The organism is Catenibacterium mitsuokai, from assembly GCF_025148785.1.
Taxonomy (GTDB): Bacteria; Bacillota_I; Bacilli_A; order Erysipelotrichales; family Coprobacillaceae; genus Catenibacterium; species Catenibacterium mitsuoka.
In genome coordinates this window covers 1-16,719 of sequence record NZ_CP102271.1, presented here as the reverse complement: position 1 = coordinate 16,719, position 16,719 = coordinate 1, and the positions used below count along the sequence as shown (strand labels likewise).

Below are 16,719 nucleotides of genomic sequence, written 5' to 3'. Positions count from 1 at the left end.
TCATACGCTCCTTCAAACATTAATATTATATGTGATTTACAATGTTTTTTCCATAATTAAAAAGAAGGTTCTTAGACCTTCTTTCTACCTTCAAATGATTTTAATAATGTAAGTTCATCTGCATAGTCAAGAGAACTTCCAATTGGTAAACCATGCGCAATACGTGTTGTATTAACACCTTTTTTATCTAATAGCTTTGCAAGGAAGAGTGCAGTTGTTTCCCCTTCTCTTGTCGCATTTGTCGCAATAATCACTTCTTTTGTATCAGGAGTAATACGATCAAATAAACTCATGATGTTCAAATCATCCATAGTCTTGCCATCCATAATAGAAATTGTACCACCTAATACATGATATAAACCATGGTACTCTTTCATCTTTTCCATCGCAAAGACATCCTTAGGAGATTCTACAACACATATTGTCGATTGATCTCTTTCGTGATCAGCACATATCTCACACTTATCACCTTCACTTAAATTACCACATATAGGACAAGTATGGACATTTTCTTTAAATGAAGTCAGTGCCTGTGAGAATCTTTTTACATCTTCTTCTGACATATCATAAATCGCATAAGCCATTCTTTCAGCACCTTTATTTCCAATACCTGGCAACATTTTAAAACATGTCATTAACTCTTCAAAACTCTTTGGATATTCCATATTACATAAAAGAAGATAAATCTAATCCACCAGTGAGGGATTTCATATTGTCTTCCTTCTCCTTTTCTACCTGACTGATTCCCTGATTAATCGCAATCATCATCAAGTCTTCTAACATATCTTTATCATCCATAAGATCCTGACTGATATGTAATTCGGTGATCTGATACTTACCATTGATTTTACCTGTAATCAAATTATTCTGACAAGAAAAACTAAAACTCTTGTTTTCTAATTCTTTTTGTTGATTTGAGGCTGTTTCACCCATTTTCTTTGCGGTTTCTAAAAGCGAATTGAAATCCATTTTTAATCCTCCTTAAATTCTACAATATCTTCGCCAAACATATCTAAAGCATACTTCTGTGCATCATTCAAATCGACTCTTTTTAAATCATATCCATCAATATGTTTTAATGTGATTGGTCTCGCCTGAGGAATCTGTTTGCTTCTTGCAAGCTGAATATAATGTTGTCTCATCTCTAACCATGCATCATGCTGCATACCAATGAATTTATATTCATGTCCTAATACATCCTTAATTAAAGATGATAACTGTTTATAATTCTTATAATAGTTTGCCGCATTCACATCAGGCATTAATTCAAACTCAATAATTAAACCATCTCTACAAGCAGCTACAGGATGTCCCTGTGATAACATACTTGCTGCTTTAGCTGTATTCATATTAGCCATATAACGTCTAATCACTGGCCACTTCTCCTGTACTTCATTTAAGATCTTACGATCTGCCTGTACAAGAATATTTAATATATCACTTTGATCTACTTCGATATTATCATCAGATTCATATGTTTCTGGTTCTTCTTTCTTTTCATAATTGAATTGAGGTACTGGTTGTTCAGCCTTCTTTTCAATAGCTGGTTCTACTATCTCTTCTTCAATTGGTTCAAAGACAGGTTCTTCCATGATTTCTTCGATTGGTTCTTCCTTGACTTCAACCTTCTTTACTTCTACAGGTTTTACAGGTTCTTCTTTAATAGGTGTATATTCAATCTTCTGACTTGGTGCGTGTTCTTGATTACATAATCTTAATAATGCAAGTTCAAAATAAATATGTGGATCAGTCGCTCTAATATACTTCTCACTTGCATCCATCAAAATATCAATAAAACTAAAACATTCATCACTTGTAATATAAGGCACAATGTTTTCTAAGTCTTTCTGTGTCATGACTGACATAATAGAAGCATCTTTTGTGTTCCTATAAACAACTATGTCTTTTAATATATCAATTAAGTCAAATGTTAATCTCTTAATATCGATACCACTCTTATCCATCTTATCTAATATCTTTAAAGACTCAGACATATTCTTAGATAATAAAACCTTCAATAAGTTTGTCTTATCATCCATGGATACAATACCATAAATAGTATGAATATCATTAATGCTTAAATGATCATCATTATAGGCAAGACATTGTTCAAGGATAGATAAGGCATCTCTCATCCCACCATTCGCAAGTCGAGCAATTAATTCTAAGGATCCATCATCATATGTCTTGCCTTCCTCTTTTAAGACATACTGCATTCTTTGTACCATTTCCTGGTCAGTAAGTCGTGTAAAATCAAATCTCTGACATCTAGAAATAATAGTAGGTAAGATCTTATGTGGTTCTGTCGTCGCAAGAATAAAGATGACATGTGCAGGTGGTTCTTCTAATGTCTTTAATAGTGCATTAAAAGCCCCAGGTGACATCATATGTACTTCATCGATGATATAGACTTTATATTGTCCTTGTGTCGGTGCATATTTCACCTTATCAATCAGACTTCTTACTTCTTCTACCCCATTATTGCTGGCAGCATCTATTTCAATGACATCTGGATGTGTTCCATTTTCAATTTGTTTACAATTCTCACATTCGCCACATGGTTTAGGATTACCTGTACAATTAACTGCCTTAGCTAATAACTTTGCGACAGTTGTCTTCCCTGTTCCACGTGGACCACAAAATAAATATGCATGAGCAATCTTCTTTTCATCTATTGCATGCTTTAATGTAGTAATAATTGCTTCCTGTCCAGCTACATCTTTAAATGTCTGTGGACGGTATGTTCTATATAATGATTTATATGCCATCTTCATCAACTCCTTTCCTTATTATACATAAAAAAAGGTGCCTTAGCACCTTAATTATTATCACTTACTAACATCAATATATCGATAAGAATGTTGATGAAATCCATATAGAGCTGTAATGCACAAAGTAATGCCATACCTTGTAATGCTTCCTGAGGTACAATTTCATAAGCATATTCAATATTTTTAAAGTCATGTAATGTAAGTCCAGTAAAGACTGCAAGATCAAGGAATACGACTAGATAATAAAGACCTGGCGCTGAAATGAAGATCAATAAGATATACGCAATCATAAGAACTGGTAAAGCCATTAAACAGACTTTTCCTATACCGATGAAATTATTATTAGTATGCTGTGTTACTGTATAGAGTAAACCAAAATAAACAGCTGTCACTGCAAAGGCAAGTACCGCTACACCTGGTACAACATAATTCAACCACATAGAAAGCACAATCCCATTAATTACTGAATAAGCAACATAATACGTCTTAGCCTTCTCTATAGCCATATCTTTGACTGTTTTACTAAGCATTAGTACTAATCCTATTTCTATAATCGAACATACAATCATAAAGATGAAATAAGATGCACCCAACATCAGTTCAAGATGTAAGAATGAGAATAGAAATGAAGTGATTGTAGTGATTCCTAATGCGACAGCCATCCATTTCATGATTGAACCAAAGAACTCACCATAACTCATCTTATTACTATAATAAGAATCCATAATTACTTCCTCCTTTTACGTTTAAAGAACTCTGATACTATTGTAGCACACTGTTCCTTTAAAATCCCCTGTTGTACATCAGGATGATGATTTACAGGATTATTCTCTATTAACTCTATAAAACCAGGCCATTTACTCACATTTGCACCTATTACTAAACGACTCATACGACTTTGTATAATAGCCCCTGTACACATCATACATGGTTCTAATGTTACATACATTGTACAGCCATCTAAATGCCATAAATCAAGATACTCACTTGCTTGATTAATAGCTAATATTTCAGCATGTCCTGTAGCCTTCTTTAAGGTTTCCTTCTGGTTATGTGTACGTGCAATAATTTGTCCTTCATAGACAATAATACATCCAATAGGTACTTCATCTTCACTCATTGCGATTTCTGCTTCTTTTAATGCTTCAGCCATATATTCTTCATCGCTCATACTATGACTCCTTTTTATATAAAAAAAGTGCCATTACACACAAACAGAGGCCCTTAATGCTGCTACCTTCCGGTCCTGACATGGTTCAGACATGTTTATTGTAATGGCAAAATTGATTATAACATAATTATTATAAAATGCAAGAAAAAGGAGATTTTACATCTCCTTTCACATTATTTTTTAGGAACTAGTTTTTCAGTACCACCCATGTATGGTCTTAATGCTTTTGGAATAGAAACAGTACCATCTTCATTTAAGTTATTTTCTAAGAACGCAATCAACATTCTAGGTGGTGCAACAACAGTATTATTTAAAGTATGTGCGTAATACTTACCATCTTTACCATTGATTCTGATATTTAATCTTCTAGCCTGTGCATCAGTTAAGTTAGAACAACTTCCTACTTCAAAATACTTCTTCTGTCTTGGAGACCAAGCTTCAACGTCTAATGACTTAGACTTTAAGTCTGCTAAGTCACCAGAACAACATTCAAGTGTTCTTACTGGAATATCTAAAGATCTAAATAAATCTACAGTATTATTCCATAACTTATCAAACCACATCTTAGATTCTTCTGGTTTACATACAACAATCATTTCCTGTTTTTCGAACTGATGAATTCTATAAACACCACGTTCTTCAATACCATGGGCACCCTTTTCTTTTCTGAAACATGGTGAATATGAAGTATAAGTATATGGTAATTTGTCTTCATCTAATAATTCGCCAATGAACTTACCAATCATTGAATGTTCAGAAGTACCAATTAAGTATAGGTCTTCTCCTTCAATCTTATACATCATGGCATCCATTTCTTCAAATGACATAACACCATTAACAACATTACTTCTAATCATATATGGTGGTACACAATAAGTGAATCCACGGTTGATCATGAAGTCTCTTGCATAAGCTAATACTGCAGAATGTAATCTCGCAATATCACCCATTAAATAATAGAAACCATTACCTGCAACTCTACCTGCTGCATCTAGATCAATACCATCAAATGATTCCATAATATCTGTATGATATGGAACTTCATAATCAGGTACTACTGGATCACCATACTTAGTGATTTCTACGTTTTCGCTGTCATCTTTACCGATTGGTACAGTAGGATCTAAGAAGTTAGGAATCTTCATCATGACTTCTCTTAATTTATCTCCAGATTCTTTTTCAACTTCTTCTAATGACTTTAATTCTTCAGCCATTTCTCCAACTTTCTTCTTATTTTCAGCAGCTTCTTCTTTCTTACCTTCACGCATGAACTGTCCAATTTCTTTAGACAATTTATTTCTCATACTACGAAGTTCAGATGCTCTTGTAATAGCAGCTCTATACTGTTTGTCTAATTCTAATGCTTCATCAACTAAAGGAAGCTTATGATCTTGAAACTTCTTTTTAATATTCTCCCTAACAGCTTCAGGATCTTCTCTTAATCTTGCGATATCAATCATATACAATCTCCTTGTTCATAGATTATTGTCATTATATACCATAATTCACTATTTATAAAGTTATGATGAAAGAAATAAACGGCAATGTGACTAAAGAAAATGCAGTAGATACAAAAATAAGCTTAGAAGCGAATTCTGGGTTCTTATCATACTTATTTGCCAGCATTGCACATGTACTTGGTGCAGGCATCGCAGCCAATACAACAGAGACACCAATACCAATATGATCAAGTGATGTCCATCTTAAACATAGATAAGTAATCACTGGAATCATAATCAAACGAATAAAAGAATAATAAATACATTCCTTATCCAATATCTCTCTAGGTTCTACATCACTTAATATACTTCCTATCACAATCATACTTAATGCGGTATTACATCCTCCTATAGAACTCATAGTTGTTGTCACAAAAGAAGGTAGCGTATACCCTAATGAATACATGATCATAAATACTATACCAAAATAAATCCCAATAAGACATGGATGTAAAGCAACTTTCTTCACCATCGTCTTAAAATCAGCTTTTGTATAATGGGACAAACCATAACTCCACATAAATATTCTTTGTGGAATTAAATAAATACAGGCATAAAGTAATCCCATATCACCATATAACCCCTGCGCAAATGGCATACCCATAAAACCTGCATTAGATACCATAGTTGCATACTGTAAGTTGATCTTCTTTGTCTCGTCCTGATTATTATAAGCTGTCTTATTAATAATAAAATAAAGACCCTGTATACCAATAGATACTAAAAAGACCACAAGAGTTGTCTTCATAATACTTGGTGTGAGTTTAATTAAGAAACTCTTGGCAGTAGCCACAGGTAATACAATATTTAATACTAAATCAGTGACCTGTTTACGTGTCTGTTTATTAAATAATCCTAGTTTAGAAATAAGATAGCCTATTCCTACTAAAATAAATATTTCTACCTGTAAATCTAACATACTTATCTCCCCTTTGAGGACTTATTATAGTGTCAACTACCCACGACCTAAAGGTCATGGGCTTGTAACTGCCCAGTCGTACTAATGGTTTACACCTCCGACCTTTAACCCCGATAGATATTGCTATCTAAAGTGGCGTTACATCATAGGGTGGTTGACAGCACCCTTTGTAGCAGAGTTTACTCTGTTACAACTGTATTAGGTACTTGGCTATCTGCAAGATAGTTTATTCCCATACGATACAGATTCATAGCTCCAATGCGGTCATCATTAGATTTATAGCCACATTTTTTGCAAGTAAACAGATGTATCTTCTTATTGCGGTTAGACTTTTCAACATGTCCACAGCAAGGGCAGCACTGACTTGTATTGCGAGGGTCTACCTTAATAACAGAAGACTGATTCTGTTTTGCTTTGTAGATTAGTTTCTGCTCAAGGTCATAGAAAGACCATGATACAGAAACATAACGATATTTTGTTTTGACACGTTCTGTAGCATTACGAATACCTGATAAATCTTCCAATACAAAGAGAGTGTGCTTTGGGTTGTTTTCAACGAGTGCCTTCGATACCTGATGGTTAATATCCTGCATCCAACGGTTTTCTCGCTGACCGATAGCTTTCAGTCTTCGTCTTGAGGATGGCGTATGTCGCATTTGAAGTTCCTTACGAAGCTTGGAATAGTTAGCACGTTTCTGCTTAATAGCTTTACCACTAACAAATCCAGACTTATGTTTGCTGTCATAAGTTGCAACAACAAAGTTAATACCTCTGTCAATACCTACAACATTACAGATGTCAGAAATATTACTTTCTTCAATCTCATAGGTAACTGGTATATGCAGATAGTATTTACCATGTTTATTTACAAGTTTGGCAGTACCAAACTTATAAATCGTATGATCGAAATACTTAGACATTCCATCTGAAAAATAAGATAACTTCACACGACCATTAAGCGTATTGATTGAAAAACGGTTTTGTGTCAAGGAATAATCTCTGTTCCAAACCAGGTCGTACTGAGGCTTTTTGAACGATGGTTTAATCCACTCATTCTGATTTTCAAGAATGGTCTTATATCTGGCGATAACAGTCTTCAAAACAGACTGAGCCATCTGCGATTTAAGGTTAAACTTTTCTCGTAAAGTAGAATACAAAGCTTTATTAAGTGAAAACTGCTTTAAGTCATGAGTGCGGAATACATAGTCTGAAACATAATTACAGGCATTACGATAAACAGACATAGTTTCATCAAGCAAAATCTTATCTGTTTCAGCTGCGATTATTTGAATTTTGGCTGTAATAGTCATCTGTTCCATAGATGTACTCCTTTCATAGATATTTCGCTATATATTATATATAATTTATAGCGAAATATCTATATTTTGAGGTGAACTGTGGATATTAGATACAATCGTCATAACAGACAAAAATACAGCCTTAAAGTACATATAATTCTAGTAACCAAATACCGTAAACAATTACTCAAAGATTCTATCGAAGATGATATAGCTAATACTCGTGACTGCGAAAATATTGCGATAGAAACCGACAAAGACCATATACATTTTTACGATACAGCAGATAGAGTTTGCGATATTGTCAAAATTGCAAAGCAGGAAACAACATACTACTTATGGCAAAAGTATAGTTCGGTCTTATCAAAAACAGTATTGGAACGAAAAAACATTTTGGTCAGATGGTTATTTTGCTTGAAGCATTGGAGAAGTGTCATCAGCAACTATACAAAAATATATTGAAAGTCAGGTATAATAGATAACGATTTACGAGGCTCCTCCCACCGCCTAAAGGCAGTGGGTTTCCGCCTATGACAAGCGAAAGGATTTATTTATGAAAAAAAGAAGTTGTCATGTGACAACTTCTATTCTTCAGTTGTTTCTTCTTCCGATTCTTTATCTACTACTGTAATACTTGAAACAGAAGCACCTTCACCTACTTTAATAAGTCTTACACCCTGTGTAGCTCTTCCAGCACTCTTTACCTGTTCCATTGGTAATCTGATAATAATACCTTCATTCGTAATGATCATTAAGTCTTCATTGCCTTCTACGGCTTTAATGCTGACTAATTCACCATTCTTCTCAGTAATATTAACAGTCTTAACACCTTTACCACCACGTTTAGATAAACGATATTCTTCTAGTGGTGACATCTTACCATAACCCTTTTCAGTAATGATTAAGATATTTTGTCCTTCGGTATTTGTAGTCACACCAATAATATGACTATCATCTACATTCATACCCTTAACACCACTTGCAGAACGTCCCATTGGTCTCACATCATTTTCATCAAAACGAATAGCCTTACCATTAGCTGCTGCAAGAAGAATTTCACTCTTACCATTAGTTAACTTAACATCAACTAATTCATCACCTTCACGTAATGTGAGTGCAAGTTTACCAGACTGTCTGATATTTTCAAATTCAGGTAATCCAGTTCTCTTTACTAAACCATCCTTAGTCACAAAGAATAAGAAATGTGATTCATCTACTTCAGAAGGTGTAATAGAGATCATAGTCTTTACCTGTTCATCCTTATCCATATTCAATAAGTTGATAATAGGAAGACCCTTTGCCTGTCTACCAAATTCAGGAATATTATATCCCTTCATTCGGTATACCTTACCAAAGTTAGTAAAAATCAATAAATCATCATGAGTAGACATATTCATTAATGAGTCTACAACATCATCATTATTTGTACTCATACCCTTGATACCTTTACCACCTCTATTTTGAGCTTTATAAGTATCAATAGGCATACGTTTTACATAACCATTATTCGTTAAAGAAATAACGACATCTTCTTCAGGAATTAAATCTTCATCTTCAATATCAAATGAACCCTGAATGATTTCAGTTCTTCTCTTATCACCATACTTCGCTTTGATTTCAAGAAGTTCCTGATCAATAATCGCAATAATTCTTTCTTTATTCGCAAGAATATCTTTTAAATCTGCAATTGTTTCTAATAATGTATTTAATTCATTCTCAATCTTTTCTCTTTCCAATCCAGCTAGTCTTTGTAACTGCATTTCACGGATAGCCTTTGCCTGTCTTTCAGACATATCAAATTCATCCATTAATCTCTGCTGAATGATTTCTGTTGTACGAGAACTTCTAATTAAATTAATAATCGCATCAATCTGATCAATAGCACGCTTTAAACCATCTAAGATATGAGCACGATCTTCTGCCTTCTTTAAATCAAATAATGTTCTTCTACGAATCACATCTTCCTGATGTTCTAAGTAAACATTAATCATTTCTTTTAAAGACAATGTCTTAGGTTCACCATTCACTAAGGCAATATTGTTGACACCAAAAGTAGTCTGTAATGCAGTTAACTTGTATAACTGATTTAAAATAACTTCTGGCTGTACATCTCTTCTTAACTCAATCACAATACGAATACCTTCACGGTCAGATTCATCTCTTAATTCTGTAATACCATCGATATTCTTTTCTTTGACATGAGCTGCAATCTTTTCAATTAAACGTGCCTTATTGACCATATATGGTAACTCAGTTACGATAATTGCTTTCTTATTACTACCGATATCTTCAATATCAGTCTTTGCTCTCATGACAATAAGACCATTCCCTGTCTCATAAGCTTTCTTAATAGCCCCACGGCCTAAAATATAAGCGCCTGTAGGGAAATCAGGACCAGGGATATAATTATCCATCAACTCTGTAATTGTAATATCAGGGTTCTTAGAAACAGCAAGAATTGCATCAACCACTTCACCTAAGTTATGTGAAGGAATATTTGTTGCCATACCTACCGCAATACCAGTAGACCCATTAATCAATAAATTTGGAATACGAGAAGGAAGCACATTAGGTTCCTTTTCTTCACCATCATAGTTAGGGACAAAATCAACAGTATCCTTGTTGATATCTCTTACCATTTCCATCGCAATCTTAGACATTCTTGATTCTGTATAACGCATTGCGGCAGCGCCATCACCATCAATAGAACCAAAGTTACCATGTCCATCTACCAACATATATCTATATGAGAAACCCTGTGCCATACGTACAAGAGCTTCATAAATAGAACTATCACCATGTGGGTGATATTTCCCCATGACTTCCCCAACAATACGGGCAGACTTCTTATAAGGCTTATCACTATAACAGCCTAATTCATTCATACCATGAATAATACGTCTCTGTACTGGCTTTAAACCATCTTTCGCATCAGGAAGAGCTCTAGCCACAATAACACTCATCGCATATTCCATGAATGATTTCTTCATTTCACCTGTTAACTGTATATCTTTAATACCTCTTTGTTCCATGACTATCTCCTTCCTTAAATATCAAGATTTTCTACATACTTCGCATTTTCTCTAATGAAATCTCTTCTAGGTTCAACACGTTCACCCATCAACATATCAAATAGCTGATCAGCCTGCATTGCATCATCTAACTGAATTCTATTTAATACACGATTTTCAGGATTCATAGTGGTTTCCCATAGCTGTTCTGGATTCATTTCACCTAGCCCTTTATAACGCTGAATTGTATATTTCGCATTAGGACCAAGTTCTTCTTTTAGTTTATCTAACTCATAATCACTATATAAATAATGATCATCCTTACCATGTCTTAATAAATAAAGAGGTGGCTGAGCGGCATAAACATAACCATTCTCAATTAAAGGTTTTAAATAACGATATAAGAAAGTAAGCATTAAGATTCTAATATGACCACCATCGACATCGGCATCGGTCATGATGACAATCTTATGATAACGTAGTTTATTGATATCAAACTCATCACCAATACCAGTACCAAATGCGGTAATCATAGATCTAATTTCCGCATTACCAAGAATTCTTTCTAAACGCGCTTTTTCAACATTCAAGATCTTACCTCTTAAAGGAAGAATAGCCTGAATCTTTCTATCTCTACCAGATTTCGCACTACCTCCGGCAGAGTCCCCTTCGACGATGAAGATTTCACATTCACTTGGATCCTTAGAAGAACAGTCTGCAAGCTTACCAGGAAGATTAGAGACGTCTAGTGCTGTCTTTCTTCGAGTCATTTCTCTTGCACGCTTCGCTGCCATTCTCGCCTTAGAAGCCAATGTGACTTTATCCATGATAATCTTTGCAGTATCAGGATTTTCTAATAAGAATTTATCTAATGCATTCGCAAGAATAGTAGATACAATCTTTCTTACTTCTGCATTACCTAATTTAGTCTTTGTCTGTCCTTCATACTGAGGATCAGGGTGCTTAACTGATACAATCGCAGTTAAACCTTCACGACAGTCATCACCACTTAAAGACTCATCTTTATCCTTTAAGAAGTTATGACTCTTTGCATAGTTATTAATAACACGTGTTAAAGCTAAACGGAACCCTTCTTCATGTGTTCCACCTTCGTGTGTATTGATATTATTACAGAATGAATAAATATTTGGCTGATAACCATCATTGTACTGCATAGCTATTTCCACGGAAATATCATTCATTGTATCTTCACAATCAATAATATGATCATGTAATGGTGTCTTATTCTTATTTAAGAAAGCCACATACTCTCTTAAACCACCTTCATAATGATACTCATCTACTTTTGCAGGATCTAATCTTTCATCCTCTAATACAAGCTTTAAGCCTTTATTTAAGAAAGCAAGTTCTCTTAATCTCTGACTTAATACACCATAATCATAAACTGTTGTTTCAGTAAAGATTTCAGGATCAGCCTTAAATACAACAGTTGTTCCTGTTTCTTCCTGTTCACAATCTCCTACAACCTTTAAAGAACCAACAGGTGTTCCACCATTTTCAAAACGTTGATAGTAAATATGTCCTTCACGGTGAACATAAACTTCTAGCCATTCACTCAAGGCATTTACAACAGAGGCACCTACACCATGTAGACCACCAGAGACCTTATAGCCTCCTCCTCCGAATTTACCACCGGCATGTAATACAGTAAAAATAGTTTCAATTGTATTCTTACCTGTCTTCACATTCATACCAGTAGGCATACCACGACCATTATCAATGACCTTTACAACATCACCTGGTAATAATACAACTCTGATCTTATTACAGAAGCCTGCGAGTGCTTCATCGATAGAGTTATCCACTATTTCCCATACAAGATGATGTAAACCTCTTGCAGACGTTGTCCCGATATACATACCAGGTCTCTTTCTAACGGCTTCTAGACCTTCTAAGACTTGAATATCGGATTCATCATAATGTTCTACTTTTTGTTCCATTTACTTATCCTCCTTCAACGTTCCTTTCTCTATTCTTAAAACCAAAGCATCATCGAGTGAATGATGATAACCTAAATCAAAATGCGTTGTTGTAATAAATGTCTGTACTTTATGATCAATCAGATTCAAAAGCTTCATCTTTCTCTCTTCATCTAATTCACTCAATACATCATCTAACAACAAGACAGGATACTCACCTATCTGCATCTTCACAATCTCCACTAATGCAATCTTCATCGATAAGATGATAGAACGCTGCTGTCCCTGGGATGCAAACATACCTGCATCATTCTCATCTAAAAAGATTTTTAAATCATCCTTATGAATACCATCTACGGTAGTTCCTTGGAATATATCTCGCTTATAATTCTTTTTATATTTATCAAGAATACCCTCTTTTGAAATATCCTTGAACTGCGTATGATATCTCAAAACAAGCTTTTCTTTACCAGAAATATAGGCATACATCTGTCCACTGATCTCATTCAATAACTCTATGAACTTCATACGTCTTTGAATCAGATCTTCTTCTAATTCTGCCATCTCCTCACTCAGTACCTCTAGATACATATCTGGTTCCTTATGTCCATCATAAAGCATCTTTAAGTACTTATTTCTTTCCTTCATCAACTTATTATATTTATTCAAGTTAAACATATAGATTGGTGAAATCTTAGAAATCTCAGTATCTATCAAAGTACGTCTCATCTTAGGAGATCCTTTAATCAATTGCAGATCCTGAGGAGTAAATAAGATCACATTAAAATAACCCAGATAATCACTTGTCTTACTCACAGCCTTATCATTAATAAAAGCCTTCTTGCCTTCTTTAGACACAACAACCTTTAAATCATAAGGACGTGTACCATTCACAATATGACCTGACACACGTGTATAAGACTGATCAAACATGATCATTTCATCAAGCATACGGGACTTAAAGCTTCTTGTTGTTGACAAGAGATAAATTGCTTCAAGTATATTCGTTTTACCCTGTGCATTATCCCCAATGATAATATTAACCAGTGGATGAAAATGAAAGGTCTGCTTTTCATAATTACGAAATTGAATCAGATTAAGCGTTTTGATTTCCATGGATTACATACTGGCGACGATCTACTTCAAAAACGTCACCATCTCTTAATTTCTTACCACGTCTACGGTCTACTTCTCCATTTACAAGAACATGACCTTCCTGAATCATAATCTTTGCTTCAATGCCACTCTGTGCTTCACCACATAACTTCATAGCCTGACCTAAAGTAATATATTCAGTATGTATTAAGACTTCTTTCATTTCATCACACATCCTTTGCGCTAATTTTGCTTTCTACATTATACCACAAAAACATAAAAAAAAGAAGTTTATAGCCCCTTTTTTCAAGGGAGAGATAAACTTCATTTTCTTAGTAATTTCAATTACAGGCGAAATTTTAACCAAATAAGAGAATAGTCCCTTTAATTTACCTAGTAAGTTCTCACTGGAAGAACAACTTGGATGTTATCACTCTCATCTAATCCTGTGATCTGGAATGGTCTCATCTTTTCAGTAAAGCGTAACTGAATTGTTTCAGTTCCAATAGAACGAATCGCATCAGCTAAATACTTTGCACTAAATGAGATAGTCATTGGTTCACCCTTATAGAAAGCTTTTGTTAAGTTTTCTTCTACTGAACCGATTTCCTGTGAATAAGAAGAAAGAATGTTTTCATCAGGAGACATCGTTAATTTTACAATATTACTCTGTTCATCAGAAAGTAAAGAAGCACGGCTGATTGCACCAAGTAATGCGGAACTATTGATAGACATAGTATAAGACCCCTGATCTTCTACTAAACGTGATGTATTAGGATAAGTACCATCAATTAAACGAGTTAATACAAGATACTGACCAATCACAAATAATACTTTACGATCAGATACATAAAGATCAATCATTTCATCTTTTTCAATAATGTGAATAATCTGATTTAAAGACTTCTTAGGAATAACGATGTTAAACTGAATATCATCATCAATTGGCTGACTAACTTGAGCTAAACGATAACTGTCAGTCGCAATACATACAAGCTTATGCTGGTCTACTTTGAAATTCACACCAGTAAGTACTGGTCTTGTTTCTTGTTCACTCGTCGCAAATAAAGTCTTTTCAATAATCTTCTTGAATTCATAAGACTTCATAGAGAAGTGCTTACCATTCTTATTTAAATCAATACGTGGGAAGTCAAAAGACTTAGAACCATTTAAATCAAATAAAGAACTTTCAGAAGTAATTCGAGTTAAAGTACCATCTACAACCTGAATATGAACTGTATCCCCATCAATCTTACGAATAATTTCTAAGATATACTTAGAAGATAAAACTACTGATCCAGTCTGGTTAATAATAATACCTTCATTAATTGTAGTCTGAATACTGATATCACTATCAGATGCAGTCAATACTAAACCATCTTCTAATAAGTCAAATTTAATACCTGTTAAGATAGGTAAAGGACTCTTTAAAGAAACAGCTCTAGAAACCTTAGTAAGTGCATCTAATAAGACAAGTCTATTAATATTAAAATCCATTTTTTTCTCCTTTATTTATTTTATTAATTAAAGAATAATTATAATAATACTGTGCATAATGTGCATAAGTTTCGTTTTTGTTGAGTATTCCAAAAGAATTCTCATTTTTCACGGTGCACAAGTTGTGCATACGTGTGCTTAACTTAAGCGTTCCATTAAATCATTGATCGCTGTTTTATAGTTAGGATCCTGTTTCATCTTCTTCTTAACTTTAGAACAAGCTTTCATGATTGTAGAATGATCTCTTCCCCCAAATTCCTGTCCAATCTGGATATAAGAAATATCAGGAACGAGCTCTCTGACAAGATACATCGCAATATGTCTTGCTGTAATAATATTGTTTGTACGTGATTTACTTGTTAATTGTGTGACGGATAGATTGTAGTAAGAGGCAACTGTTTCCTTAATGGTATCAGGAGTCGCTTCTTTTTTAGTCACAGTTGTTGTGTTATCTGGATTATCAAATGCTTCTAATGCGAAATCCAAGCTGATATGATCAAGATTTTGTCCACATACTACTTTATAGAATAGAAGTGTTGTCACAGCACCTTCTAAGTCTCTAACATCCTTATTGAAATGAGATGCAATAAAGTCTAGTACTTCTTCATCAATAGGATAATCAATCATACGTGATTCAATCTTTTTCTTTAAGATTGCCTTGGCTGTTTCAAATTCAGGATTATCAATAGTCACTGTTAAACCCTGTCTAAAACGAGAAACAAGGCGGTTTTCCATTCCTTTTAACTCAACAGGAGGTTTATCACTTGTAATAACAATCTGTTTTCCTGAATGTTGGAGCGTATTGAAGATATTGAAGAACATCTCCATACTTCCTTCTTTATTCGCAATAAACTGAATATCATCAATCAATAATACATCAACACTACGATAACGACGATTAAATGTCGCAATCGTATTATTACCAATTGCTTCTACGTAATCATTTACAAATGCTTCGGCATTTGTATAAAGAATACGTTTACCTGGAAATTTCTTTTTCACATAGTTTCCAATCGCATTCAACAAATGTGTCTTTCCAAGTCCGGAATTACTATGAAGGAATAAAGGATTATATGTACCAGGTTTTAAGGCGACTGCCAAAGCGGCGTTTTGAGCAATTCTATTACAATTACCCACAACGAAGTTATCAAAAGTGAGTTCAGCACTTAAATGATCATCAAAATCATCTATTTCTTCTTTCACTTCCACTACTGGGGCTTTTGCCTTATTCATATTCTCATATTCCTGGGTAGTCATAACCTTTATAGTGGCTTTAATACCAGATACTTCATAGAAGAAATCTTCAAGTTGTTCACTTGCATCCTCTATAAAGGTCTTATTAAAAACCGATTCTATAGTAATGATTAATTCATTGTTTTGCAGTTCTTTAGCCTCTGTCTGGGTGAATATTGAGTCGAATACGATCTTATCGTCACTGTTTTCTCCATAGCGATTGAGGGTTTCTGTCCAGAACTGCTTCAAGTTGTCCATATATTCACCTTCCTTTGCACCCTTCAT

The 16,719-nt window shown here is 34.3% G+C and carries 14 protein-coding genes, 1 other RNA gene and 1 pseudogene; 1 reads left to right on the top strand and 15 read right to left on the bottom strand.

What is annotated here, in order from left to right; genetic code table 11:
- Positions 1–71 precede the first annotated feature (71 nt).
- The 9 genes from recR to NQ499_RS00040 all read right to left on the bottom strand — a co-directional run bounded on the left by recR (position 72) and on the right by NQ499_RS00040 (position 7,679).
- Positions 72–665 carry a recombination mediator RecR gene (recR, locus tag NQ499_RS00080; protein ID WP_006505009.1) on the bottom strand — a complete coding sequence of 198 codons (594 nt, stop codon included), beginning with the start codon at positions 663–665 and terminating at the stop codon, positions 72–74.
- 1 nt (position 666) lies between these two features.
- A complete protein-coding gene (locus NQ499_RS00075) occupies positions 667–969 on the bottom strand; it encodes a YbaB/EbfC family nucleoid-associated protein (RefSeq protein ID WP_006505010.1) in 303 nt (100 codons plus the stop codon).
- A 2-nt stretch (positions 970–971) separates the two neighbouring features.
- On the bottom strand, positions 972–2,768 hold the full coding sequence (dnaX, locus tag NQ499_RS00070) for a DNA polymerase III subunit gamma/tau (RefSeq protein WP_040389701.1): 1,797 nt from the start codon (positions 2,766–2,768) through the stop codon (positions 972–974).
- 50 nt (positions 2,769–2,818) lie between these two features.
- Positions 2,819–3,496, bottom strand: coding sequence for a Bax inhibitor-1 family protein (locus tag NQ499_RS00065; RefSeq protein ID WP_006505012.1), 678 nt, complete (start codon positions 3,494–3,496; stop codon positions 2,819–2,821).
- 2 nt (positions 3,497–3,498) lie between these two features.
- The gene (locus NQ499_RS00060; RefSeq protein ID WP_006505013.1) at positions 3,499–3,942 is read right to left on the bottom strand and encodes a nucleoside deaminase; all 444 of its coding nucleotides are present in this window, start codon (positions 3,940–3,942) and stop codon (positions 3,499–3,501) included.
- Between the two features lie 22 nt (positions 3,943–3,964).
- Positions 3,965–4,054, bottom strand: an RNA gene (ffs, locus tag NQ499_RS00055) — signal recognition particle sRNA small type.
- Positions 4,055–4,115: 61 nt separating this feature from the next.
- Entirely contained in the window at positions 4,116–5,402 is a 1,287-nt protein-coding gene (serS, locus tag NQ499_RS00050) for a serine--tRNA ligase (protein ID WP_006505014.1), read from the bottom strand.
- 52 nt (positions 5,403–5,454) lie between these two features.
- A complete protein-coding gene (locus NQ499_RS00045) occupies positions 5,455–6,360 on the bottom strand; it encodes an AEC family transporter (RefSeq protein ID WP_006505015.1) in 906 nt (301 codons plus the stop codon).
- 179 nt (positions 6,361–6,539) lie between these two features.
- Positions 6,540–7,679 carry a transposase gene (locus tag NQ499_RS00040; RefSeq protein WP_259848559.1) on the bottom strand — a complete coding sequence of 380 codons (1,140 nt, stop codon included), beginning with the start codon at positions 7,677–7,679 and terminating at the stop codon, positions 6,540–6,542.
- Positions 7,680–7,757: 78 nt separating this feature from the next.
- On the opposite strand from NQ499_RS00040, the pseudogene tnpA reads away from it, so the two are divergent.
- Positions 7,758–8,076, top strand: a pseudogene (tnpA, locus tag NQ499_RS00035) (IS200/IS605 family transposase).
- Positions 8,077–8,242: 166 nt separating this feature from the next.
- Here tnpA and gyrA read toward each other — a convergent pair.
- From gyrA to dnaA, 6 genes are all read right to left on the bottom strand, one after another.
- On the bottom strand, positions 8,243–10,690 hold the full coding sequence (gene gyrA / locus NQ499_RS00030; RefSeq protein WP_006504678.1) for a DNA gyrase subunit A: 2,448 nt from the start codon (positions 10,688–10,690) through the stop codon (positions 8,243–8,245).
- Between the two features lie 14 nt (positions 10,691–10,704).
- Positions 10,705–12,630, bottom strand: a complete 1,926-nt coding sequence (gene gyrB / locus NQ499_RS00025) for a DNA topoisomerase (ATP-hydrolyzing) subunit B (RefSeq protein WP_006504677.1) — start codon at positions 12,628–12,630, stop codon at positions 10,705–10,707.
- Complete coding sequence (gene recF / locus NQ499_RS00020) at positions 12,631–13,725, bottom strand: DNA replication/repair protein RecF (RefSeq protein ID WP_006504676.1); 1,095 nt, start codon at positions 13,723–13,725, stop codon at positions 12,631–12,633.
- The gene (locus tag NQ499_RS00015) at positions 13,706–13,927 is read right to left on the bottom strand and encodes an RNA-binding S4 domain-containing protein (protein ID WP_022424781.1); all 222 of its coding nucleotides are present in this window, start codon (positions 13,925–13,927) and stop codon (positions 13,706–13,708) included. The genes recF and NQ499_RS00015 overlap by 20 nt, the downstream gene beginning before the upstream one ends.
- A gap of 170 nt (positions 13,928–14,097) precedes the next feature.
- A complete protein-coding gene (dnaN, locus tag NQ499_RS00010; protein WP_006504674.1) occupies positions 14,098–15,201 on the bottom strand; it encodes a DNA polymerase III subunit beta in 1,104 nt (367 codons plus the stop codon).
- Positions 15,202–15,339: 138 nt separating this feature from the next.
- Positions 15,340–16,692 carry a chromosomal replication initiator protein DnaA gene (dnaA, locus tag NQ499_RS00005; RefSeq protein ID WP_040389612.1) on the bottom strand — a complete coding sequence of 451 codons (1,353 nt, stop codon included), beginning with the start codon at positions 16,690–16,692 and terminating at the stop codon, positions 15,340–15,342.
- Positions 16,693–16,719 lie beyond the last annotated feature (27 nt).

Excerpts from the sequence above, each read along its gene's own strand:
- gyrB (WP_006504677.1), bottom strand. The coding sequence starts at position 12,630 with ATGGAACAAAAAGTAGAACATTATGATGAATCCGATATTCAAGTCTTA.
- dnaA (WP_040389612.1), bottom strand. The coding sequence starts at position 16,692 with ATGGACAACTTGAAGCAGTTCTGGACAGAAACCCTCAATCGCTATGGA.
- dnaX (WP_040389701.1), bottom strand. The coding sequence starts at position 2,768 with ATGGCATATAAATCATTATATAGAACATACCGTCCACAGACATTTAAA.
- NQ499_RS00015 (WP_022424781.1), bottom strand. The coding sequence starts at position 13,927 with ATGAAAGAAGTCTTAATACATACTGAATATATTACTTTAGGTCAGGCT.
- NQ499_RS00045 (WP_006505015.1), bottom strand. The coding sequence starts at position 6,360 with ATGTTAGATTTACAGGTAGAAATATTTATTTTAGTAGGAATAGGCTAT.
- dnaN (WP_006504674.1), bottom strand. The coding sequence starts at position 15,201 with ATGGATTTTAATATTAATAGACTTGTCTTATTAGATGCACTTACTAAG.
- NQ499_RS00060 (WP_006505013.1), bottom strand. The coding sequence starts at position 3,942 with ATGAGCGATGAAGAATATATGGCTGAAGCATTAAAAGAAGCAGAAATC.
- recF (WP_006504676.1), bottom strand. The coding sequence starts at position 13,725 with ATGGAAATCAAAACGCTTAATCTGATTCAATTTCGTAATTATGAAAAG.
- recR (WP_006505009.1), bottom strand. The coding sequence starts at position 665 with ATGGAATATCCAAAGAGTTTTGAAGAGTTAATGACATGTTTTAAAATG.
- gyrA (WP_006504678.1), bottom strand. The coding sequence starts at position 10,690 with ATGGAACAAAGAGGTATTAAAGATATACAGTTAACAGGTGAAATGAAG.
- NQ499_RS00065 (WP_006505012.1), bottom strand. The coding sequence starts at position 3,496 with ATGGATTCTTATTATAGTAATAAGATGAGTTATGGTGAGTTCTTTGGT.
- serS (WP_006505014.1), bottom strand. The coding sequence starts at position 5,402 with ATGATTGATATCGCAAGATTAAGAGAAGATCCTGAAGCTGTTAGGGAG.
- NQ499_RS00040 (WP_259848559.1), bottom strand. The coding sequence starts at position 7,679 with ATGGAACAGATGACTATTACAGCCAAAATTCAAATAATCGCAGCTGAA.
- NQ499_RS00075 (WP_006505010.1), bottom strand. The coding sequence starts at position 969 with ATGGATTTCAATTCGCTTTTAGAAACCGCAAAGAAAATGGGTGAAACA.